Below are 18,251 nucleotides of genomic sequence, written 5' to 3' on the forward strand. Positions count from 1 at the left end.
ATGCCTGTCATGACCCTGGGATCCCGTCTGATGGGCGGTCTACAGCAACTTGGCCGCTCCCTGATGCTGCCGATTGCCGTGCTGCCTATTGCTGGTCTGCTATTACGTTTAGGTCAGCCAGATCTACTCGATATCGCCTTTATCGCTAGTGCGGGTGAGGCGATCTTCGCCAATTTAGCGCTGATCTTTGCCATTGGTTTGGCGGTGGGCTTTGCCAATGACAGCAATGGCGCAGCGGGTCTGGCCGGTGTCATTGGTTATTTGGTTCTAGATGCCGTGCTGAACTCTCTTAATCCAGAGATTAATATGGGTGTGCTGGCAGGCATCATCATCGGCAGCGTGGCGGGCTTGCTTTATAACCGCTACCAAGCAATCCAACTGCCAGACTACTTGGCTTTCTTCGGCGGGCGGCGCTTTGTGCCTATTGTCACCGGCCTTGCCGCTGTGGTTCTGGGGTTCGCCTTCGGGGCTATCTGGCCTCCCATCCAGCACGGTATTGATTTGCTGGGCCAATGGCTCATTGATGCTGGTGAGTTAGGGCTATTCGTCTATGGAGTGCTCAATCGGCTACTGATCGTTACTGGTCTGCACCATGTGCTCAACAGCTTGGTATGGTTTGTTTTTGGCAGCTTTGAAACGGCATCTGGGGCGGTAGTTAGCGGGGATCTTAATCGCTTCTTCGCAGGTGATCCTACCGCAGGCCGCTTTATGGCGGGCTTTTTCCCGGTGATGATGTTCGGCCTGCCAGCCGCAGCGCTGGCCATGTACCACGCCGCACCGAAAGGGCGACGTGCCCAGGTAGGTGGCCTGCTGTTGTCGCTGGCGTTGACCGCTTTTCTGACCGGCGTCACCGAACCCATTGAATTTACTTTTATGTTTTTGGCGCCGTTGCTCTATGTCATGCACGCTTTGCTGACCGGTATCTCAGTAGCTCTGCTGCACTGGCTTGACGTTAAACTGGGCTTCACTTTTTCCGCTGGGGCCTTCGACTTCGCACTTTCCTACGGTCTTTCTACCAACGGCTGGCTGATGTTGCCGGTAGGGTTGGTCTACGCTGGCATCTACTACACAGTATTTCGCTGGGCGATTGTGCGCTTCGACCTACCAACGCCGGGCCGTGACCCAGAGACAATAGCACCCGTTGGGGCAGAAGCTACTCCCAGTGAGCGAGGCCCTGCCTTCGTTGCCGCTCTGGGGGGCGCAGCAAACCTGCAAAGCGTTGGCGCCTGTACTACTCGTCTCCGCTTAGTATTGGACAACCCTGATGCTATCGACGAGGCGGCTCTCAAGACGCTGGGATCACGAGGGCTCCTGCGCCTTCAGGGCGGTGGACTTCAGGTCATTGTAGGGCCTATCGCCGACGCCGTAGTTGATGATATACGCGCTGCGCTAAGCGCCACTGGTGAGGCACCGGAGCAACTTGCCGAACCAGGGCCGTCTAATGCCGTAGCGTCCTCTGTAGCTGCCATAGAGCCCCTAACACCTCAGCGTCGTCAGGCTTGGCAGCAAGCGCTGGGCGGCGAGAGCAATGTGCATAGTGCGACGGCGGTGGCATCCACGCGGCTGCGCTTGGAACTAACCAATGTCTCTATGCTAGACGAGAGGGCCCTGGCTAGCCTGGGAGCCCACGGCGTGCAGCGGCTGCAGCGAGGCGTGATTCATGTCATCTTGGATGAACAAGCAAAGGCGGTAGCCTTGGGGCTGTCATCCCATTGATGTTGCCCAATGGCCGAACCCGCGAGGTGGAGTGGCCATTGTGCCTGGCGTCCTAGCCGGTTGCGGCTAGGCGTCCGAGGAATCAATCGGTTAAGCTAAAACATCCACACTCACGGAGCGCGCTATGACACCTCGCTTAATTGTTTCTGACCTGGATGGAACCCTATTAGGAAGCGACCACACGCTGCACGCAAGCACCGTAGAGGTGCTCAGAGCATTGGTGAAGCAAGGTCATCATGTCGCGCTCGCCTCTGGCCGCCACTACTACGATATGAAGGTGTTTCGTGATCAGTTGGATATTCCTGCGCACTTGATCAGCACTAACGGTGCCTATGTTCACGATCCTGAAGATGCCTTGCTGGCGGCTAATCACCTTGAGCCTGAACATGCCAAGACGCTGATCAATCTTCCGCGCCCGCCTCAAGTGCGGCTTAACCTTTATCGCGAAAGCGGTTGGCATATTGATTCAGAGGCCCCGCACTTATTATCACTTCACGCCTCCACAGGGTTTGGCTATGAAGTCGTGCCCCCCGCGCAAATGGACGCTAATGGTGTAGGCAAAGTGCTCTATCTAGGCGATCCAAACGCGCTAAAACAGCTAGAAGCCCAGGCACAAGAGGCCCACGGCGACGGGCTGCATATTACCTATTCCACCATTGATTCTCTGGAAATCATGGCCGGCGGGGTCAACAAAGGTGTGGCGCTGTCATCACTGCTGGAACGGTTGGGCTTAACGCCCGCAGATTGTTTAGCGTTTGGCGATAACCTTAACGATACAGAAATGCTCGATTTAGCAGGGGAGGCCCAGGTAATGGCTAATGCCCACCCGGCACTATTTGATCGTCTCTCAGGCGCTGAACGCATTGGCCACCACGGTGAAGCTGCCGTTGCCGAGTGGCTTAAGCAGCGGTTTGGGCTTTAAGCGTCGAAGAACATTAATCTAATGCAACCTTGGTCGTAGCGGTATTGCTACTGCTTGGCCCCTCGATCATCATCAAAGCCCAATAAAACGACAACAATGTAGGGCGACAACTGCTGCGATGACGACACCCCCTGCTACCTTGATTGTGGTCGACGATGATCCGGAAATTTGTGAACTGCTCGCGGACTACCTGGGGCGTCATGGCTACCGGGTATTGACGGCGGAGGGTGCCGAAGCGCTGCATGTTCTGCGCGCTGAACATGCACCTGACTTGCTGATTGTCGATTTAATGCTTCCGGGAGATGACGGCTTTACCATCTGCCGCGACGTTAGAAAACACAGCGATGTACCGATTATTATGCTGACCGCCAGTGCCGATGAGACCGACCGTATTCTTGGCCTTGAGCTAGGCGCTGATGACTATTTGGGCAAGCCGTTTAATCCCCGTGAGCTGCTGGCGCGGATTAAAGCGGTGCTGCGGCGTACCCGCTGTGCACCGCCTGAGCTGCCCGCTGGGCAGGCACGCTGGGTCAGTTTTGGTAACTGGCAACTCGACCGAATGACCCGTGAGTTGATTGACCTGCAGGGCGAGCGCGCCGCGCTTTCAGGGGCTGATTTTCAGCTATTGCAGGTGTTTTTAGAGCATCCGGCGAAGGTGCTCACTCGGGATGATCTCTACGCGCTTACCCGTGGGCGGGACGCGCCGCCGCTTGATCGCTCCATTGATGTCCACGTTTGCCGCCTGCGCCAACGGCTGGGGGAAGACGCCCAGCACTCCCAACTGATTCGTACGGTGCGCGGGGCGGGCTACGTATTAACCGCTCAGGTAGACGCATTAACGTGAGACGCATGGAGTGGGCAAAAATACATCGACGCTTATCACGACGAGCGGCCCGCTGGTTACCAGCATCCCTGCGCGGGCGCTTTGTGATCATTATGATCGCCGGAGTGCTGGTCGCCCAAGGGGCCAGCTACGCGATCTGGACTTCCCAGGTGCGCTCCAGCCACTTGGCACAGCTTGATGAGCTGTCCACCAATATGGCGTTTAGCATCGCCTCCACCATGAAGTTTTTCCGCTCACTGCCCGTTGACTACCGCCACATCGTGCTGGATCAGCTGCGTAATATGGGCGGCACGCGCTTTTTTGTTAGCGTCAACGAACGCAGGCTGGCCATCGACGATATCGGCTCGGGGCCGGAAAAACAGGTGGTGGTGAACAATGTGCGCTCGGTGCTCACCCAGCAGCTCAATATTGACGACGTGATTGTCGAGTTCTCCCGCCCGGAAAACCTGCGAGTGCTCAATAACGAAGTACTGCTTTACGATCTGCCGCCCCGCTGGGGGCAGCACAGCCTGCTGATGGAACCGCTCTCGCCGCCAATTCTAGTGGTTCAACTGGAGCTTGCCCCAGGCACCTGGCTGTATGTGGCCACGCTGCTGGGCGTACCCGATATTTTCAGCGGCTATCGCTGGCTTTCTGAGGAGCGCTTGCTGGTCGGGTTGCTGGTGCTGCTGAGTGTGCTGGCGCTTTCGCTGTTAGGAATTACCAGCGTGACCCGACCATTGGCGCGGCTTTCACGGGCAGCGAATCAGTTGGGCGATGATTTGGATATGCCGCCACTACGGGAGAGCGGCCCTAAGGAGGTTGCCGCCACCGCCGCAGCGTTCAATCGTATGCAGCGGCGTATTCGTGAGCAGATTGAGGAGCGCGAACGGCTGTTTTCGGCGATTTCCCATGATTTAAAGACCCCCTTAACCCGCATGCGCCTGCGCGCCGAGATGCTCGATGACGACTATCAGCGCGAGCGTTTTTGCGCCTCACTGGATGAGCTGGATAGCTTGGTTAAAGGTGCCTTGGCCTCGGTAAAAGGCTTAGACCTGCATGAAGAGCCCGAGCCCGTTGATCTAACACACCTGCTCGAAGAGCTGGCCGAAGAGCTTAGCCTTCAGGGGGGTAAGGTCACTATTGAGATTAAAAGTGGTTCTCTTATCGCGCCGCTGATTGTCAAACCGGTAGCGCTTAAACGCTGCCTGGCAAACCTGCTTGAGAACGCGGTGTTCTATGGCAAGCAGGCCGATGTGCAGCTAATCGATCACGGTAATGTTGTCACCATGCGTATTCGTGACCACGGCCCAGGTATACCCGAAGAGCAATTGGGGCGGGTGTTTTCGCCCTTTGTGCGCCTGGAGCCCTCACGCAGTCGACACACGGGTGGTAGCGGCCTCGGGTTGGGTATTGCTCGGCATATTGCCCGTGCCCATGGCGGCGATATCACGCTCGCCAACCATGCTGATGGTGGGCTGGTGGTGACTCTCTCGCTACCCCGCCAGGAAACTATTACAGGTTTGTAATAAAACCCCAACACTATGCAGTACTCGGTAACTCCCGTTGACGCTCACCTTGGCGTAACCTCTTGGATGTCGAACGTCCGAGAGGACAATAACAATATAAGGAGTTACTCCATGTCGACGTTAAAGAAAACGACCCTCGCGCTTGCTCTGGCAGGTGCCACGCTAGCCACCACCGCTCAAGCGAATGAAGTTGAAGTGCTGCACTGGTGGACTTCTGGTGGTGAAGCTCGCGCTGCCAACGTGCTTAAAGAGTTAATGGAAGCTGAAGGCTACGGTTGGCAAGATTTCGCCGTGGCAGGCGGCGGCGGTGAAACCGCCATGACGGTGCTTAAATCCCGTGCCATGTCGGGCAACCCGCCCTCCGCCGCCCAAATCAAAGGCCCCGAGATTCAGGAGTGGGGTGAGCTTGGCTTGCTCGGTGACCTGAACGGCGTTGCCGATGCGGAAGGTTGGGATGAACTGCTGCCGGAAGTCGTGGCCGATATCATGCGTCACGACGGCCAATACGTGGCGGTACCCGTCAACGTGCACCGGGTAAACTGGCTGTGGGCCAACCCCGAAGTGCTCGAAGCGGCTGGAGTTGAGATGCCCACCACGCTGGATGAGTTGTTCGAGGCAGGCGAGGCTATCCGCGAAGCGGGCTTCGTACCGCTGGCTCATGGCGGCCAATCCTGGCAGGACGCTACGGTCTTCGAAAGCGTGCTGTTAGGTGGTCAGGGTAGCGAGTTTTATCAGCAGGCATTGGTAGAACTAGACCCTGAAGCCCTGGGCGGCGAACAAATGATCGATGCCCTTGAAGACTTCAAACGTACCCGCGAGCTGATGGATGAAGGCATGCCTGGGCGCGACTGGAATGTTGCCACGGCAATGGTGATTGAAGGAGTGGCTGGGTTTCAGCTCATGGGCGATTGGGCCAAAGGTGAGTTCACTGCGGCTGGACTGACCGCCGGGGAAGATTACCTCTGTGCCGCAGCGCCGGGCACCGAAGATGCGTTCACCTTCAATATCGATAGTCTGGCCATGTTCCGCGTCACCGACGACGAGGAGCGCGAGGCGCAGCAAGCGTTAGCCCGTCTGGTGCTTGAGCCTACTTTCCAGGAAGCGTTTAACCTTGCCAAAGGCTCGATTCCTGCGCGGCCTGATCTGGACATGAGCGAATTCGATAGCTGTGCCCAGCAGTCGTTGGCTGATTTTCAGCGCACCGCCGAAGAGGGTGGCCTAGTTCCGAGTATGGCTCACGGTATGGCCGTACGTGCGGATGTACAGGGTGCCATTTTTGATGTGGTTACCAACTACTTCAACGACGCCGATATGCCTGCTGAAGAAGCGGCAGAACGCATGGTGAGCGCTGCCGAAGCGGCCTCTTTCTAGGCTTTTCTAGCGTTAGCGTTCTTCAGGCGCCGCTGCAACGGCGGCGCCTTCGTTGCTTGGCAAGGATACTTCTCCATGAGAGATTCCCTCCCCATGAAAAATACCTCTGCGACGCCTTTAGGGGCTGGCGCTAAGCGGACGACGCCATCCGGCGGTTTGCAGGCGTGGCTGCCACGCCTGGTGCTGGCGCCATCAGTGGCCATTTCGCTGTTCTTTGTTTATGGCTTCATGCTGTGGACGTTCGTGCTCTCGCTAACCAGCTCGCGCATGCTGCCCAGCTATGACTTTGTCGGCTTTGGTCAATATGCACGCTTAATGGCCAATGAGCGCTGGTGGGTCGCCTCAACCAACCTGATGATTTTTGGTGTGCTGTTCGTAACGGTTTGCCTGGTGATTGGTGCGCTGCTGGCGATTTTGCTCGATCAGAAAATTCGCCAGGAGGGCGCGCTGCGCACCATCTACCTCTACCCTATGGCGCTGTCGTTTATCGTTACCGGTGTGGTGTGGAAATGGTTGCTCAACCCGCAGCTGGGCATTCAAGCGATGGTTCAGGGCTGGGGCTTTGAGTCGTTTCGCTTTGACTGGATTGTCGACCCGGATATGGCCATCTACACCCTGGTGATTGCCGCCGTATGGCAGGCGTCAGGCTTTGTGATGGCGCTGTTTTTAGCCGGGCTGCGGGGTATCGACGACAGCATTATCAAAGCCGCGCAACTAGATGGCGCTAGCCTACCGCGGATTTATTGGCGCGTAGTGATGCCCTGCCTGCGTCCGGTAGTGTTTAGCGCCGTGATGATTTTGGCCCATATTGCGATCAAGAGCTTTGACCTGGTCGTTGCGCTCACCGGCGGCGGGCCTGGCTATGCCACCGATTTACCCGCCACCTTTATGTACGCCCACGCCTTCACCCGGGCGCAGATAGGTTTGGGCTCCGCCAGCGCTATGCTGATGTTGGGCGGCGTGCTGGCGATTTTGATTCCTTACCTCTACTCCGAATTAAGGAGCCGCAAGCATGGCTAATGTGATTCGTCGTCAGACGCCCGCTGCGCGGCTCGGCCGTGGCCTGCTCTACGGCGTGCTGATACTCGCCGCGCTGTTCTATATTCTCCCGCTGGTAGTCATGCTGATGACCTCGGTGAAGCCGCTGAGCGAAATCAGCGCCGGGTCGCTGCTCTCATTTCCGCAAAATCCCACTTTCGCGCCGTGGACAAAAGCCTGGGGTGAAGCCTGTACCGGCATGCGCTGTGATGGCGTAGGCGGCTATTTCTGGAACTCCTTTGCGATTGTGATTCCAGCGGTGCTGATCTCAACCACTATCGGAGCCCTTAACGGCTATGCGCTGACCAAATGGCGCTTCAAAGGCTCTGAATTAGTCTTCGCGCTAATGCTGTTTGGCTGTTTTATTCCTTTCCAGGTGGTGCTGTTGCCCATGGCGCAAACCCTCGGCTGGCTGGGTATCTCCAGCTCCCGCGCCGGGTTGATTCTGGTTCACGTGGTCTTTGGCATCGCTTTTACTACGCTGTTTTTCCGCAACTTCTACGTGGGTATCCCCAACGAGCTGGTATCGGCGGCGAAGTTGGATGGTGCGGGCTTTTTCCGCATCTTCTGGCGCATTCTACTGCCGGTTTCCGCACCCATTATCGTGGTTTCGGTGATCTGGCAGTTCACCCAAATCTGGAACGACTTCCTGTTTGGCGTGGCGTTTTCGGCCCATAACACCCAGCCCGTTACCGTGGCGCTAAACAACCTGGTGAATACTTCCACTGGTGTACGCGAGTACAACGTGGATATGGCGGCGGCGATGATTGCCGCGCTGCCCACTCTAGTGGTGTACGTGCTGGCGGGAAAATACTTCGTGCGCGGGCTGACTGCGGGCTCCGTTAAAGGCTAATAACAACTAGGTGAGTGGCAACCATATCTAGAAGGTCAGAAGCAGCCCGTAGCGGGGGTCTTTCGCCAGGGCCGGAAAATGTTCCCAACAATTCCGGCATTTCCGCCATCCGTGGCGGTCAGATGGCGAAAGTAGCGCCCAGGGAAGGGTTCACAGCGCCCCCGCGGAGGGCTGCTTCTGACCAACCCAGATGAATGGAGTTTGTCAGTCGCTTTAGAATAGGATTTTCATTATGGCAGCGTTAGAAATCCACAACGTGCGCAAAGAGTTCGGTAGCGAGCGGGTGCTCAAAGACGTCAGCATCTCGATCGATTCCGGCGAGTTCCTGATTCTGGTTGGCCCCTCGGGCTGCGGTAAGTCCACGCTGATGAATGCCATTGCCGGGCTAGAGCCGGTGACCTCTGGCAATATTTATATCGATGGTGAAGACGTGACCTGGCGTACCCCCGCGGATCGGGATATCGCCATGGTGTTTCAGTCCTACGCGCTTTACCCCAGTATGACCGTCCGCCAGAACATCAGCTTCGGGCTTGAGATGCGCAAGGTGCCCAAAGCCGAGAGGGAAGCCGCCGTGGAGCGGGTGGCTGATCTTCTGCAGATCACTCACCTGCTGGAACGCAAGCCTGCACAGCTCTCCGGCGGGCAGCGTCAGCGGGTAGCCATGGGGCGTGCGCTGGCCCGGGAGCCAAAGGTCTACCTGTTTGATGAGCCGCTCTCAAACCTGGATGCAAAACTGCGCGTGGATATGCGCACCGAGATCAAAAAGCTTCACCAGCGCCTGGGCACCACCATTGTTTACGTCACCCACGACCAGGTCGAAGCCATGACCCTTGCAGACTGCATCGCAGTGATGCGCGATGGCCATATTCTGCAGCTGGGCACCCCGGATGAGGTCTACAACAACCCGGTGGATATGTTTGTGGCCGGCTTTATGGGCTCGCCGTCGATGAACTTTATTCGCGCCTCTTTGGAAGATAACAATGGCGGTTATCAACTGCGAATTGCCACACCGGGGGAGGAGGAACTGGTGCTGCCCTGGCCAGAAGCGCGTATCGCACCAGACATGGCCGAGCGGTTGAATCAGCCGGTGATTCTTGGCCTGCGCCCGGAGCACTTCAGCGAAGAGGATGAGCGGTTAACCTCCCAAGCCGAAGGAACGCTGCTCAGCGCCAGCGTGGCGGTGGTAGAACCTACCGGGGCGGATATCTTGCTGCGGTTACCCCTGGGCGAACAGGAAGTTACCGCCCGTGTTGGGCCTAAATGCGCGGTAACGGCGGGGGAGCGCTTAGCGCTGCGTGTTGATATGGGCCGCGCGATTCTATTTGATGCGGAGACCGAGCAGCGTATTGCTTAAGCGCCCGCGTATGAGCTTGTTGAAATAAGAGGCCCCCTGCTGATTTAGCAGGGGGCCTCTTTTTACCATGGCTTATATGTTGGTGTTATTTACGTAGAAGCCGCAGCTCGCCATTGAGCGCCTTGATGATCGAGTAGCACATCAGCAGTAGCACAATAGAGAAGGGTATCGCTGTGGCGGTGACCCCCGCTTGAAGCGCTGTTAGGCCACCGCCGATTAGCAGCACAATGGCGATCAGGCCCTCCACAATTGCCCAGAACATCCGCTGAGGCCGCGGAGCGTCGATTTTGCCACCGGCGGTGATGGTGTCGATCACTAGTGAGCCGGAATCAGAGGAGGTGACAAAGAAAATCAGCGCCAGAACGATTCCCAGCGTCGACATCAATCCTGTCAACGGCAGTTCATTCAGCATGCCAAATAGCGAAAGCTCGGGTCTGTAGTTGTCGATCACATACTCTTTAACCAGGCTGCCAGCAGGGTTGGCGTAGAGCTGTTCAAGCGCGGTTGAACCAAAGACGCCCATCCAGATAAAGATAAACAGGCTGGGAACCAGCAGTACGCAGAGGACGAACTCACGCACGGTACGGCCCTTCGACACCCGAGCGATGAACATGCCGACGAAAGGTGCCCAACTGATCCACCAAGCCCAGTAGAAAATGGTCCAGGCTTGACGAAAGGAGTCATCGTCACGGCCAAAGGGCGCCGATAACGGTAGAAAGTCTGTCACATAGGTTGTTAGACCCGCCCAGAATCCGCTTAACGCCAGCAGGGTGGGGCCAGCGAACAGCACGAAAAAGAAGAACAGTACGGCCAGCACCATATTAATCTCGGAGAGCTTCTTAACGCCCCCCTCGAGCCCGCGCCACACCGATATGAGCGCCACCGCCGTGACCAGTACGATAACGATGACCTGGGTGGTGGTGCTTACCTCCAGACCGAAAACAAAGTTCATCCCCGCATTGGCCTGCTGCGCCCCAAGCCCTAGCGATGTCGCCAGTCCAAATAGAGTCGAAAATACGGCAAGGATGTCGATCGCATGTCCCCACCAGCCCCAGACACGGTCACCGAGAATAGGAAAAAATGCCGAGCGGATCGAGAAGGGCAGGCCTTTGTTATAGGTAAAAATACCCAGTCCTAGCGCCATGACGACATAAACCGCCCAGCCATGGATACCCCAGTGGAGATAGGTGCCCGCAAGGCCTAGTGCACTGGCGTCAGCAATAGCATCAGGATTCAGCTCGCCATCGGCACCGAAGGGAGATTCAACGCCCAGCGGTAGCGAAACATTGGCGTGATAAACCGGTTCTAGCACGCCGAAGAACAGTAGGCCAATGCCAATGCCTGCAGTGAACAGCAGCGCAAACCAGGAGAGGTAGCTGTGCTCTGGCCTAGCGTCGGGGCCGCCCAATCTGACCGAGCCGTGAGGAAGTACCACCAGGGCTAAGCAGAACAAAATGAAGAAATCCACCAGGATCATGAAATACCAATCCAGCGTTCCTGTAGAGAAGGCAACGATAGACTGGAAAACGCTGCTCGCGCGTTCAGGAAACACCAGGGTGAGGACGATAAAAATTGCCGAGGCAACCGCAGAGACCACGAAGACGCGGTTGTGGATATCAAAACCGAAGGGGCCAAGCTGCCCCTTTATATTATCCTGGCCGACGACATAGTCGGTCTGCATGTCGCTGGCTATCGGGGGCGAGTCAGAATCATTAGGGGTGTTCATAAACAGTTTCTCCGCACTGGAGGATGTTATGCCAAACTCCCATCATGAGGACAAACAGCGTTGAATCGCAAATTGTGACCGAAAACAGACTTGGCGGCGTCGCGTCTACTTCATTAGCGGCTCTGTGGGGCCTTATCCTTGTCGAGACGCTTGATTTGCCGCCATAGGTCTTGGCGCAGGTCGGCGATCTTGGGCTGTTCATCGGCAGTGAAAGGCACCGGGCGGCATAGGCGCTGGGCGCGGAGCCCCAGGCGTGCGCTAAGCAGACCGGTGGCCAGGCCCTGGCCTGCGCGTGCAGAGAGTCGCCCGGCTAAATCCAGCGAGAGCATATCCATGCTGGCGTCGGTGGCCAGTTCGCTGGCCCCGGCAAACGCCATATTGTGCAGCACATTGCGAAATAGCCGCAGGCGGCTGGCGTAGCCCAGCTCCAGCCCGTAAAGGCGGCAGAGCCGATCGACCATCGCCAAGCTGCGCCAGGCCACCAGCGCCATATCCACCAGGGTTAGCGGGCTGATCGCGACCATAATCGCGGTTTCGCCGGACATGCGGGTAATCAGGCGCTGGGCTTCGCGGTCACGCGGTGCTAGCAAATGATAACGCAGCAGCGTCTGAATCTCCTCGCCGCTATGGTGGGGCTGGCTAGCGCGTTGAAAAGCTAGCCAGTGCGGATCATCGTCGGCGAGCTTAAGTTGGCGCCTCAACTGCTCGGCCATGGCCCGGGCCTGCTTGGGCGAGCGTAGCGGCAGCTCGGCCAGATCGCCGCGCAGTTTGTCGTGGCGCTTGAGACGGCGCAAACGGCCCAACTCTTTGAGCAGGGAGATCCCCCCTAGCCCGATCAAACTGATCCCGAAGGCCTGCCAGGCCATGGTCAACCACTGGGATTGGGCCAACGCATCGGGTATGCCGGTGACCAGCTCCGCGGTGCCCAAAATGGCGCCGCCTACCAGGGCGAATATTAGCCCCCAGCGGCGTTTGCGCGGCGCACCCAAACTGGCGGCGGGCAGGGCTTTGTCTTCTGGAAGAGGCGCTAGCGGATGGTGCTCGCTGGCGCCTGCAAAGGCTTCGCGCTGGCGAAGCGGTGTTTCAGCAGCAGCGACCTCTGCGGGCTTGTCGTCCAGGGTAAAGTGACGGCGTGGCTGTGGGGTTGTCATGTCAGTTTGTCTCCAATCAGCCAGTCGATGGCGGCGTCCATGCGAATATGATCCAGCGCTTCTGAGGGCGTCGGCATCGGGCGAAAAGCGGGGAAGTCGAAGCCCTGCTGCTGCCAGAAATCCGCAGCGGGCAGTCGAGCGGGCACATCGCCGGGGTAGACCAGCACGTCTTCGCCTTCTAGCGTAGTGCCGCGCAGCGCGGGTGAGCGCTTACCTTCTTGGGTCACCTCGCGGGCTTCAGTGGCGCGAATCGCTGCCAGCGAGAGCGCTTTAACCGGCACGTTGGCAAAGCGTAGGTCTTTAAGTGGCTCTGCCAGCAGTGCTTCAAGCAACTGCACCAGATTGCCGTGCTGGTCAGGTGTCACGTGATCCGCTTTGGTGGCGGCAATCGCCAGCCGATCAATTTTGGGCGCAAACAGGCGCGTGAGAAGGCTACGCTGGCCATAGTCAAAGCTGTGCATTAACTGGCGCAGTGCCCGGGAAAGATCTTCAAAACGCTCGGGACCCGCATTGAGTGCGCCAAGCACATCTACCAATACAATCTGGCGGTCAAAGCGGCGGAAGTGGTCGCGGTAAAAAGGCTTAACCACCTGCTGCTGATAGTAGCGAAAGCGCGCCGTCAGGGTGGCGTAAAGGCTATTGGCGGGCAGTGCTTCCAACGCCTCTCTAGAAGTATTGGGTTGAGACGCATTAAGCTGTGGCAGTGGGAAAAACTGTAGTACCGGGGCGCCTTCCAGCTCGCCCGGCAGCAAAAAGCGCCCAGGCTGCAGGTCGGAAAAACCCGCCTGCTTGGCGCGACGTAGGCCTTGAGCATACTCTTCTGCCAGGGCAGCCAGTTGAGCCTCATCGGCTTCGCCTGCCGGGTCGAGCTTCTCCACCGCCGCTAGCCACTCGCTAAACAGGCCACGGCGCTGTTCGCCTGCGTACAGCGCCTGCGCTTGGCTCCAGCTGTAGAAGTCGTGCTGCAGTAGCGGCAGGTCGAGCAGCCACTCGCCGGGATAATCAAACAGGTCGAGAGTGAGGTGGGCTATTTCCGGTGTCAGCCATCCGCTGCGGGCAGGGCGGTAGCGTAACTGTAAGCGTAACTCGCTGATCCCGCGGGTGGGTTCGGGCCAGCGCGGCGGGGTATCACGCAGGGCGGCCATGCCGGGGTCGTAGGGGAACCGCGGCACGCCCAGGTCGGGCTGGTTAAGCCGCTGGGCGCCGAGCAGGCGGCCTTCCCGGGCGGCGGGCAGTAAATCGAGCTGCGCCTCTACGCCAGCATGGCGCAGCTGGTTGACCAGTGAGGTCAAAAACGCGGTTTTCCCCGCTTGGGAGAGGCCGGTGACCGCTAAGCGCAACTGGCGATCTCGCCCGCGCTCTAATAAATTGCTCAGTTCGCGACTTAACGGCTGGCGCATCCTATTGATCCTTTTGTGGCAATTGATCACTATCCATTAACAGCGCTAACTCACGACAGTGAAAAGGGCTGATTGACCAGTGCCAGCATCATATTAACGAAACACTAATAGTAGCTGCGAAAACATAGGCAGGGTGGCAATCAAAAAGCCAACCCCCGCCAGAGTGTAACCGGGCCAGCGGCGGGTCATCTTCTGTGCCAGGGTCAGGCCGACCAAGCACACCACCATACCGATTAAATTAAAGGCGAGCGTGGCTGCCTCTAGCCATTGCTGCGGATCCATCGGGTCTCCCTAGCTCAAATAGCAGTGAGCGCATAATAACAAAGCATTGATGAACCGAAGATTAACCGCGGCTGAGGGTGGTGCCTAACAGGTGCTGAGCGCCAGGTACCAACCACACTGGATCCAGACGCGTATTGGCAGCCTCAACGCAGATAAAGTGGCGCGCTACGTCGGCGGGCGTGTCGCTGGGCAGGTCGTTGTTGGGGTGCCACACCACGGTAGAGTCGCTGGACTGCTTGCCGATGCGCAAGCTGCGCTCGCCATCGCTGAGTAGTACGGCTTCATTGGTGTGGTAAATGCGGTCAACGGCACCCTGAACGGCTAGCGTACCCTGCTGTTCACTCTCGGCAAAGTCACGCAGTTTGTCGAGGTAACGTGCGCCGGAGAGGCCTTCCAGGCGGCACTGATGGGTGTCAGCAACGGCTAAGTAGGTGTGCAGTGCGCCGCTGGTTTTGATCGGCGTTTCGCCGATGTTTTCGCTAATCAGCTCAACGTTTAAGCGCTGGGCGTTGGCTTGTACCACCAAGCGCGCGGTGAGCAGTGTATGAAGGGGCTGCGCGGGGGAGAGGTGGAGTTCAATTCCCTCGGCGTGCTCATCAACAGCGTCCAAATGCCAGTCGGCGTGGCGGGCTAGGCCATGGAAGGGGCCATCGCGATTGGGGCTCTCGTCGGCATAACGCTCGTCGGCAAACCATGGCCAGCAGAGTGGAATACCCCCACGAATAGCGCCTGGCAGCGACTGGGGCGTAGGCGTTAGCCATAACCAATCGGTATCCCCCTCTGGGCAGAAGTGCAGCACTTGCGCGCCCTGGAGACTAATCACCAACTCGCCCCAAGGCATATTGAAAAGCACCACGTCGCGGCCTTCCCACTGAGCCGTTTGCTGGCCTTGAGTGCTTTTAATCAGTTGATTTAGCGAGCTGGGGATCATGAATTTTCCTTTAAGAGTAACCAAACATCGATACCTAGAGGCACCGAAAAGTAACGCTATGTGCTATGGTAGAACAAGCGTGACTGGTAGGTAAAACGCCTATCAACATACTTAGCTAAAACCCGTTATTGAAATAGTAAGGAGACTATATGGGCTTTATTGCATGGTTAATCATTGGTGGTTTGGCTGGTTGGATTGCTGGCAACATCATGCGCGGCGGCGGTTTCGGCGTCCTGGGTAATATCGGCGTCGGTATTGTGGGGGCGCTTATCGGTGGGTTTTTGTTTAGCCTTTTAGGCCTCTCGGCGGGTGGTTTTATCGGTTCGCTGGTAACCGCGACCGTGGGTGCCGTGGTGCTCCTTTGGGTGATAAGCAAAGTGAAACAATCTTAACGATTGAGTAGCTAACCGCATGACACCGCCCGGCCTTGTGCCGGGCGGTGTCGTTTTGTGCCTACCGTCGCCCAGGGCTATCGGTGTTAGCGCCACTTTCCGTTACACTAGGCAGCTTTACTCCGGCTTTTTGCTGGTGACATTGTGCTTTTTCGAGGTGCCTCTTGATCGACGCGTTAAATGCCTGGTGGGCCCAACAGCTGGTGCTGTGTGATTGGGCGTTTACTCCTCATCCGTTGGCGGTCGATGCAGGGGCGGCGGAGCAGCGCCTGTTACAGCTGGGGATTACCAGTCGTGGCGAGCTTGCTGAGCAGCTGTTCCATGGGCTGGGTGCGCCCGCAGGCAGTGCCGACCGTTTGCTAGGCGCCCTAGAGTGGGCCGCACTGGCGGGGGCCGCAGGCTGGTTAGACGCTGATCAAGCCCGCCATTGGGCGCACCATCTGACTCGTCGCATCACGAGTGATTACAGCGATCTGCGCGCCTGGCTGGCGGATCTACGTCGCGCGTTAGGCGCCCGGGGTTGGGAAGTCGGTGCCGATGACCGTTTTATCGACGCCTGTCAGGCGCTGGCCAACCTTGAAACCGATGGCGAGGGCATTACCTGGGATGCACTCGAAAACGCCCTGGCTGAAATGCCGGCTCCTGCCTCGCTATGGCCTCAACAACCTGAAGCGCAGAGCTGGCGGCTATGCGCGCTATTCCGGCCGATTATTGCCTATCCTGCCAGCCAAACTGACTGGCCTGAAGCCACCGAGTGGCTGGCTCACGCATGGGATGTCCGTGATCGAGATGGGCTAATCGGGGTGATGCTGTGGTTAGGCGCGCAAGGCGAGCGTCAGCGCTGGGATATCGAAGCCCGCGAACTATTGAGTATGGATAACGCCCAGCGTATGGAGTGGCAGCGGAGTGTGGTAGAAGAGTCGCCCTATGCGCCGGTGCTGAATAAATTCGTCACCCAGGGCGAGCCCCTGGAGTGGGCGGCTTGGGATTGGCTGCGGATTGTGGAACTCGCCTGGGCCGGTGCTTGCTGTGGTTGGCTTAGCCAGGAAGAGGCCGATGATTTAGCGGGGCACGCCGCTGATTTGATCAGTCGTCGCTATCATGACTGGTACGCCGTCCTTAACGCCTACGGGCGCGGGCAGAGTCTGTTTGACGGCATTGACCGGCGGGGGAAAACACCCAGCGAGCGGCATCGGTTACTGCTGCATAGTAGCCATAGCCCCTGGAAGCGCCCTCCGCGGGAGCTGTTAGACGAGCCCACGCTCAACGCGTCTCAGGTGCGCATTCGACAATGGCGTAACACGCCCCATCACTGGCTGTTGGCGCTGGCCAGCGTTCGCGAGCCGGATGCCATGCTGCGCCAGATAGACCCCTCCGCGGCGCTGCCGGAAGAGCAGCGTGCCGATGCAGCGCTGTATTTGCAGGAGTCACTGGGCCTGCATGCCGATGAAGGCGCTCATGCGCTCGCCCGCTACTGGCTACCCGCCCAGGCGCACCACCTTAATCAGTTGGCGGCCGACGCGGTGCACGGCGTTTTGCCGCCGTCGCAAAGCTGGTTCGGTCAGCCGACGCCGGAAGAGCTGAAGCAGCGCAACGCGATTAAGGGCGTGAGCCGCCATGCGGCGACTATTCATATGGCTGAAAAATTCGCCTTCTATCTACATATGTCCCTCGACAGCGGCTTATTGGATCGTGCCCCGTTAATGGCCTATGCCAGCGCACTGCGTAGCTGCCTATGTCGTTTTTACCCCAATGCCAAACGTCTGTTAGAGGCGTGGTTTGCCTGGGAGAGCTGCCTGCCGGAGCCGGAGCATGCCTCGCTGGTGAATGAAATTATTTGGCACATCGAAGATCCTGGTAGCCTGTTTCACTGGCTGGATTGGCACCACGACGCTTGGCGCGAGCCGGGTAATCGCCCCACTTTGAGCCACTTTACCGCTATGTCGTTGGTGGGCCCGCTGAACAGTGCGGTGTGGAGTGAACCCCAGCCCGAGAGTGCCCGTGAGTGCGCCGAGATCCGCGAATGGGTGGAGAGCCACTACCATTTGAGCAACGGCGAAGATATGCAGGAGTTTTTGACCTACATGCTCGAAGCGGGGGATCGTCAGGAGTATCAGATTAACTATGCGCCCTATACCCTTAATACTGAGCGCTTAAGCGCAGAGATCGCCATTCTTGAATCCGGCGACTGTGCTGACGACGAACGCCACCATCTGCTGCGCTTGCGCCGTGTGCGCGACAACGAAGATGGCTGTAATGAGGTGGATATGGCGGCCTGGGATATTGCCCAACTGGTCGATTTGGCCATTGCCGCTCGGCAGCTAGGCTGGCTGGACAGCGCGGCCTTTGCCAAGGTGTTGGATCGAGCTTATCAATTGGCGGCGGACCACTATGCCGGGTGGCAGGAGTATGCCATGGGGATGTATGCAGGGTTCTCGTTTTTTATGGGCGAAACCCCTGAGCGGGAGAGCTTTCTAGCTGGTTTTCGTCAGGCACTGGTGGCTTGGGTATGCGGTGCGCCGGTCTTGGCTGGCCCATGGGTAAGCTTGGATTTTCCGGGCAATAAACCGCGCCATTTCGCGCCACTGCATATTGATACACTGCCGGGCGATCAACGCACGTTACATTGATGCTCGCCAAACCTATGAGAATTAGCTTATAGTCATGCTTATTAGAAAAATTAGTTTTGTCATACCGCCTTCTTATCGATGTCACGAGGTTAATCGCATGGTTGCGTTGCCACGCCCCGCTGTGACCGCTGTC

General features: G+C 57.9%; 15 protein-coding genes. 10 read left to right on the plus strand and 5 right to left on the minus strand.

All coding sequences use genetic code 11. From position 1 onward, the window contains the following. The 8 genes from nagE to U738_RS04205 all read left to right on the plus strand — a co-directional run bounded on the left by nagE (position 1) and on the right by U738_RS04205 (position 9,606). Complete coding sequence (gene nagE / locus U738_RS04170) at positions 1 to 1,716, plus strand: N-acetylglucosamine-specific PTS transporter subunit IIBC (RefSeq protein WP_092490859.1); 1,716 nt, start codon at positions 1 to 3, stop codon at positions 1,714 to 1,716. Positions 1,717 to 1,840: 124 nt separating this feature from the next. Further along, positions 1,841 to 2,638, plus strand: coding sequence for a Cof-type HAD-IIB family hydrolase (locus tag U738_RS04175; protein ID WP_035577612.1), 798 nt, complete (start codon positions 1,841 to 1,843; stop codon positions 2,636 to 2,638). A gap of 118 nt (positions 2,639 to 2,756) precedes the next feature. Further along, complete coding sequence (locus U738_RS04180; protein WP_035577614.1) at positions 2,757 to 3,482, plus strand: response regulator; 726 nt, start codon at positions 2,757 to 2,759, stop codon at positions 3,480 to 3,482. A gap of 5 nt (positions 3,483 to 3,487) precedes the next feature. Further along, complete coding sequence (locus U738_RS04185; protein ID WP_035577616.1) at positions 3,488 to 4,990, plus strand: ATP-binding protein; 1,503 nt, start codon at positions 3,488 to 3,490, stop codon at positions 4,988 to 4,990. A 111-nt stretch (positions 4,991 to 5,101) separates the two neighbouring features. Further along, positions 5,102 to 6,361, plus strand: a complete 1,260-nt coding sequence (locus U738_RS04190) for an ABC transporter substrate-binding protein (RefSeq protein WP_035577618.1) — start codon at positions 5,102 to 5,104, stop codon at positions 6,359 to 6,361. 93 nt (positions 6,362 to 6,454) lie between these two features. Beyond that, on the plus strand, positions 6,455 to 7,381 hold the full coding sequence (locus tag U738_RS04195) for a carbohydrate ABC transporter permease (RefSeq protein ID WP_035577620.1): 927 nt from the start codon (positions 6,455 to 6,457) through the stop codon (positions 7,379 to 7,381). Further along, complete coding sequence (locus tag U738_RS04200) at positions 7,374 to 8,252, plus strand: carbohydrate ABC transporter permease (RefSeq protein WP_009287309.1); 879 nt, start codon at positions 7,374 to 7,376, stop codon at positions 8,250 to 8,252. The genes U738_RS04195 and U738_RS04200 overlap by 8 nt, the downstream gene beginning before the upstream one ends. A 232-nt stretch (positions 8,253 to 8,484) precedes the next feature. Then, positions 8,485 to 9,606: an ABC transporter ATP-binding protein gene (locus U738_RS04205; RefSeq protein WP_035577623.1), complete on the plus strand. Its 1,122-nt coding sequence runs from the start codon at positions 8,485 to 8,487 to the stop codon at positions 9,604 to 9,606. Positions 9,607 to 9,691: 85 nt separating this feature from the next. On the opposite strand, the gene U738_RS04210 is transcribed toward U738_RS04205, so the two are convergent. The 5 genes from U738_RS04210 to U738_RS04230 form a co-directional block, all read right to left on the minus strand. Continuing rightward, positions 9,692 to 11,332 (minus strand): BCCT family transporter, encoded by a 1,641-nt coding sequence (locus U738_RS04210; RefSeq protein WP_051912755.1) that lies wholly within the window; start codon positions 11,330 to 11,332, stop codon positions 9,692 to 9,694. Positions 11,333 to 11,445: 113 nt separating this feature from the next. Further along, positions 11,446 to 12,483 carry a YcjF family protein gene (locus U738_RS04215; RefSeq protein ID WP_035577624.1) on the minus strand — a complete coding sequence of 346 codons (1,038 nt, stop codon included), beginning with the start codon at positions 12,481 to 12,483 and terminating at the stop codon, positions 11,446 to 11,448. Next, complete coding sequence (locus U738_RS04220) at positions 12,480 to 13,883, minus strand: YcjX family protein (RefSeq protein ID WP_035577626.1); 1,404 nt, start codon at positions 13,881 to 13,883, stop codon at positions 12,480 to 12,482. The genes U738_RS04215 and U738_RS04220 overlap by 4 nt, the downstream gene beginning before the upstream one ends. A gap of 93 nt (positions 13,884 to 13,976) precedes the next feature. After that, positions 13,977 to 14,165 carry a hypothetical protein gene (locus U738_RS04225; RefSeq protein WP_035577629.1) on the minus strand — a complete coding sequence of 63 codons (189 nt, stop codon included), beginning with the start codon at positions 14,163 to 14,165 and terminating at the stop codon, positions 13,977 to 13,979. Positions 14,166 to 14,226: 61 nt separating this feature from the next. Continuing rightward, the gene (locus tag U738_RS04230) at positions 14,227 to 15,096 is read right to left on the minus strand and encodes a D-hexose-6-phosphate mutarotase (protein ID WP_035577631.1); all 870 of its coding nucleotides are present in this window, start codon (positions 15,094 to 15,096) and stop codon (positions 14,227 to 14,229) included. 149 nt (positions 15,097 to 15,245) lie between these two features. On the opposite strand from U738_RS04230, the gene U738_RS04235 reads away from it, so the two are divergent. Then, complete coding sequence (locus U738_RS04235) at positions 15,246 to 15,488, plus strand: GlsB/YeaQ/YmgE family stress response membrane protein (RefSeq protein WP_035577633.1); 243 nt, start codon at positions 15,246 to 15,248, stop codon at positions 15,486 to 15,488. A gap of 164 nt (positions 15,489 to 15,652) precedes the next feature. Then, on the plus strand, positions 15,653 to 18,118 hold the full coding sequence (locus U738_RS04240) for a DUF1266 domain-containing protein (RefSeq protein WP_035577635.1): 2,466 nt from the start codon (positions 15,653 to 15,655) through the stop codon (positions 18,116 to 18,118). Positions 18,119 to 18,251 lie beyond the last annotated feature (133 nt).

The organism is Halomonas sp. TG39a (genome assembly GCF_000744395.1).
Classification (GTDB): Bacteria; Pseudomonadota; Gammaproteobacteria; order Pseudomonadales; family Halomonadaceae; genus Vreelandella; species Vreelandella ventosae_B.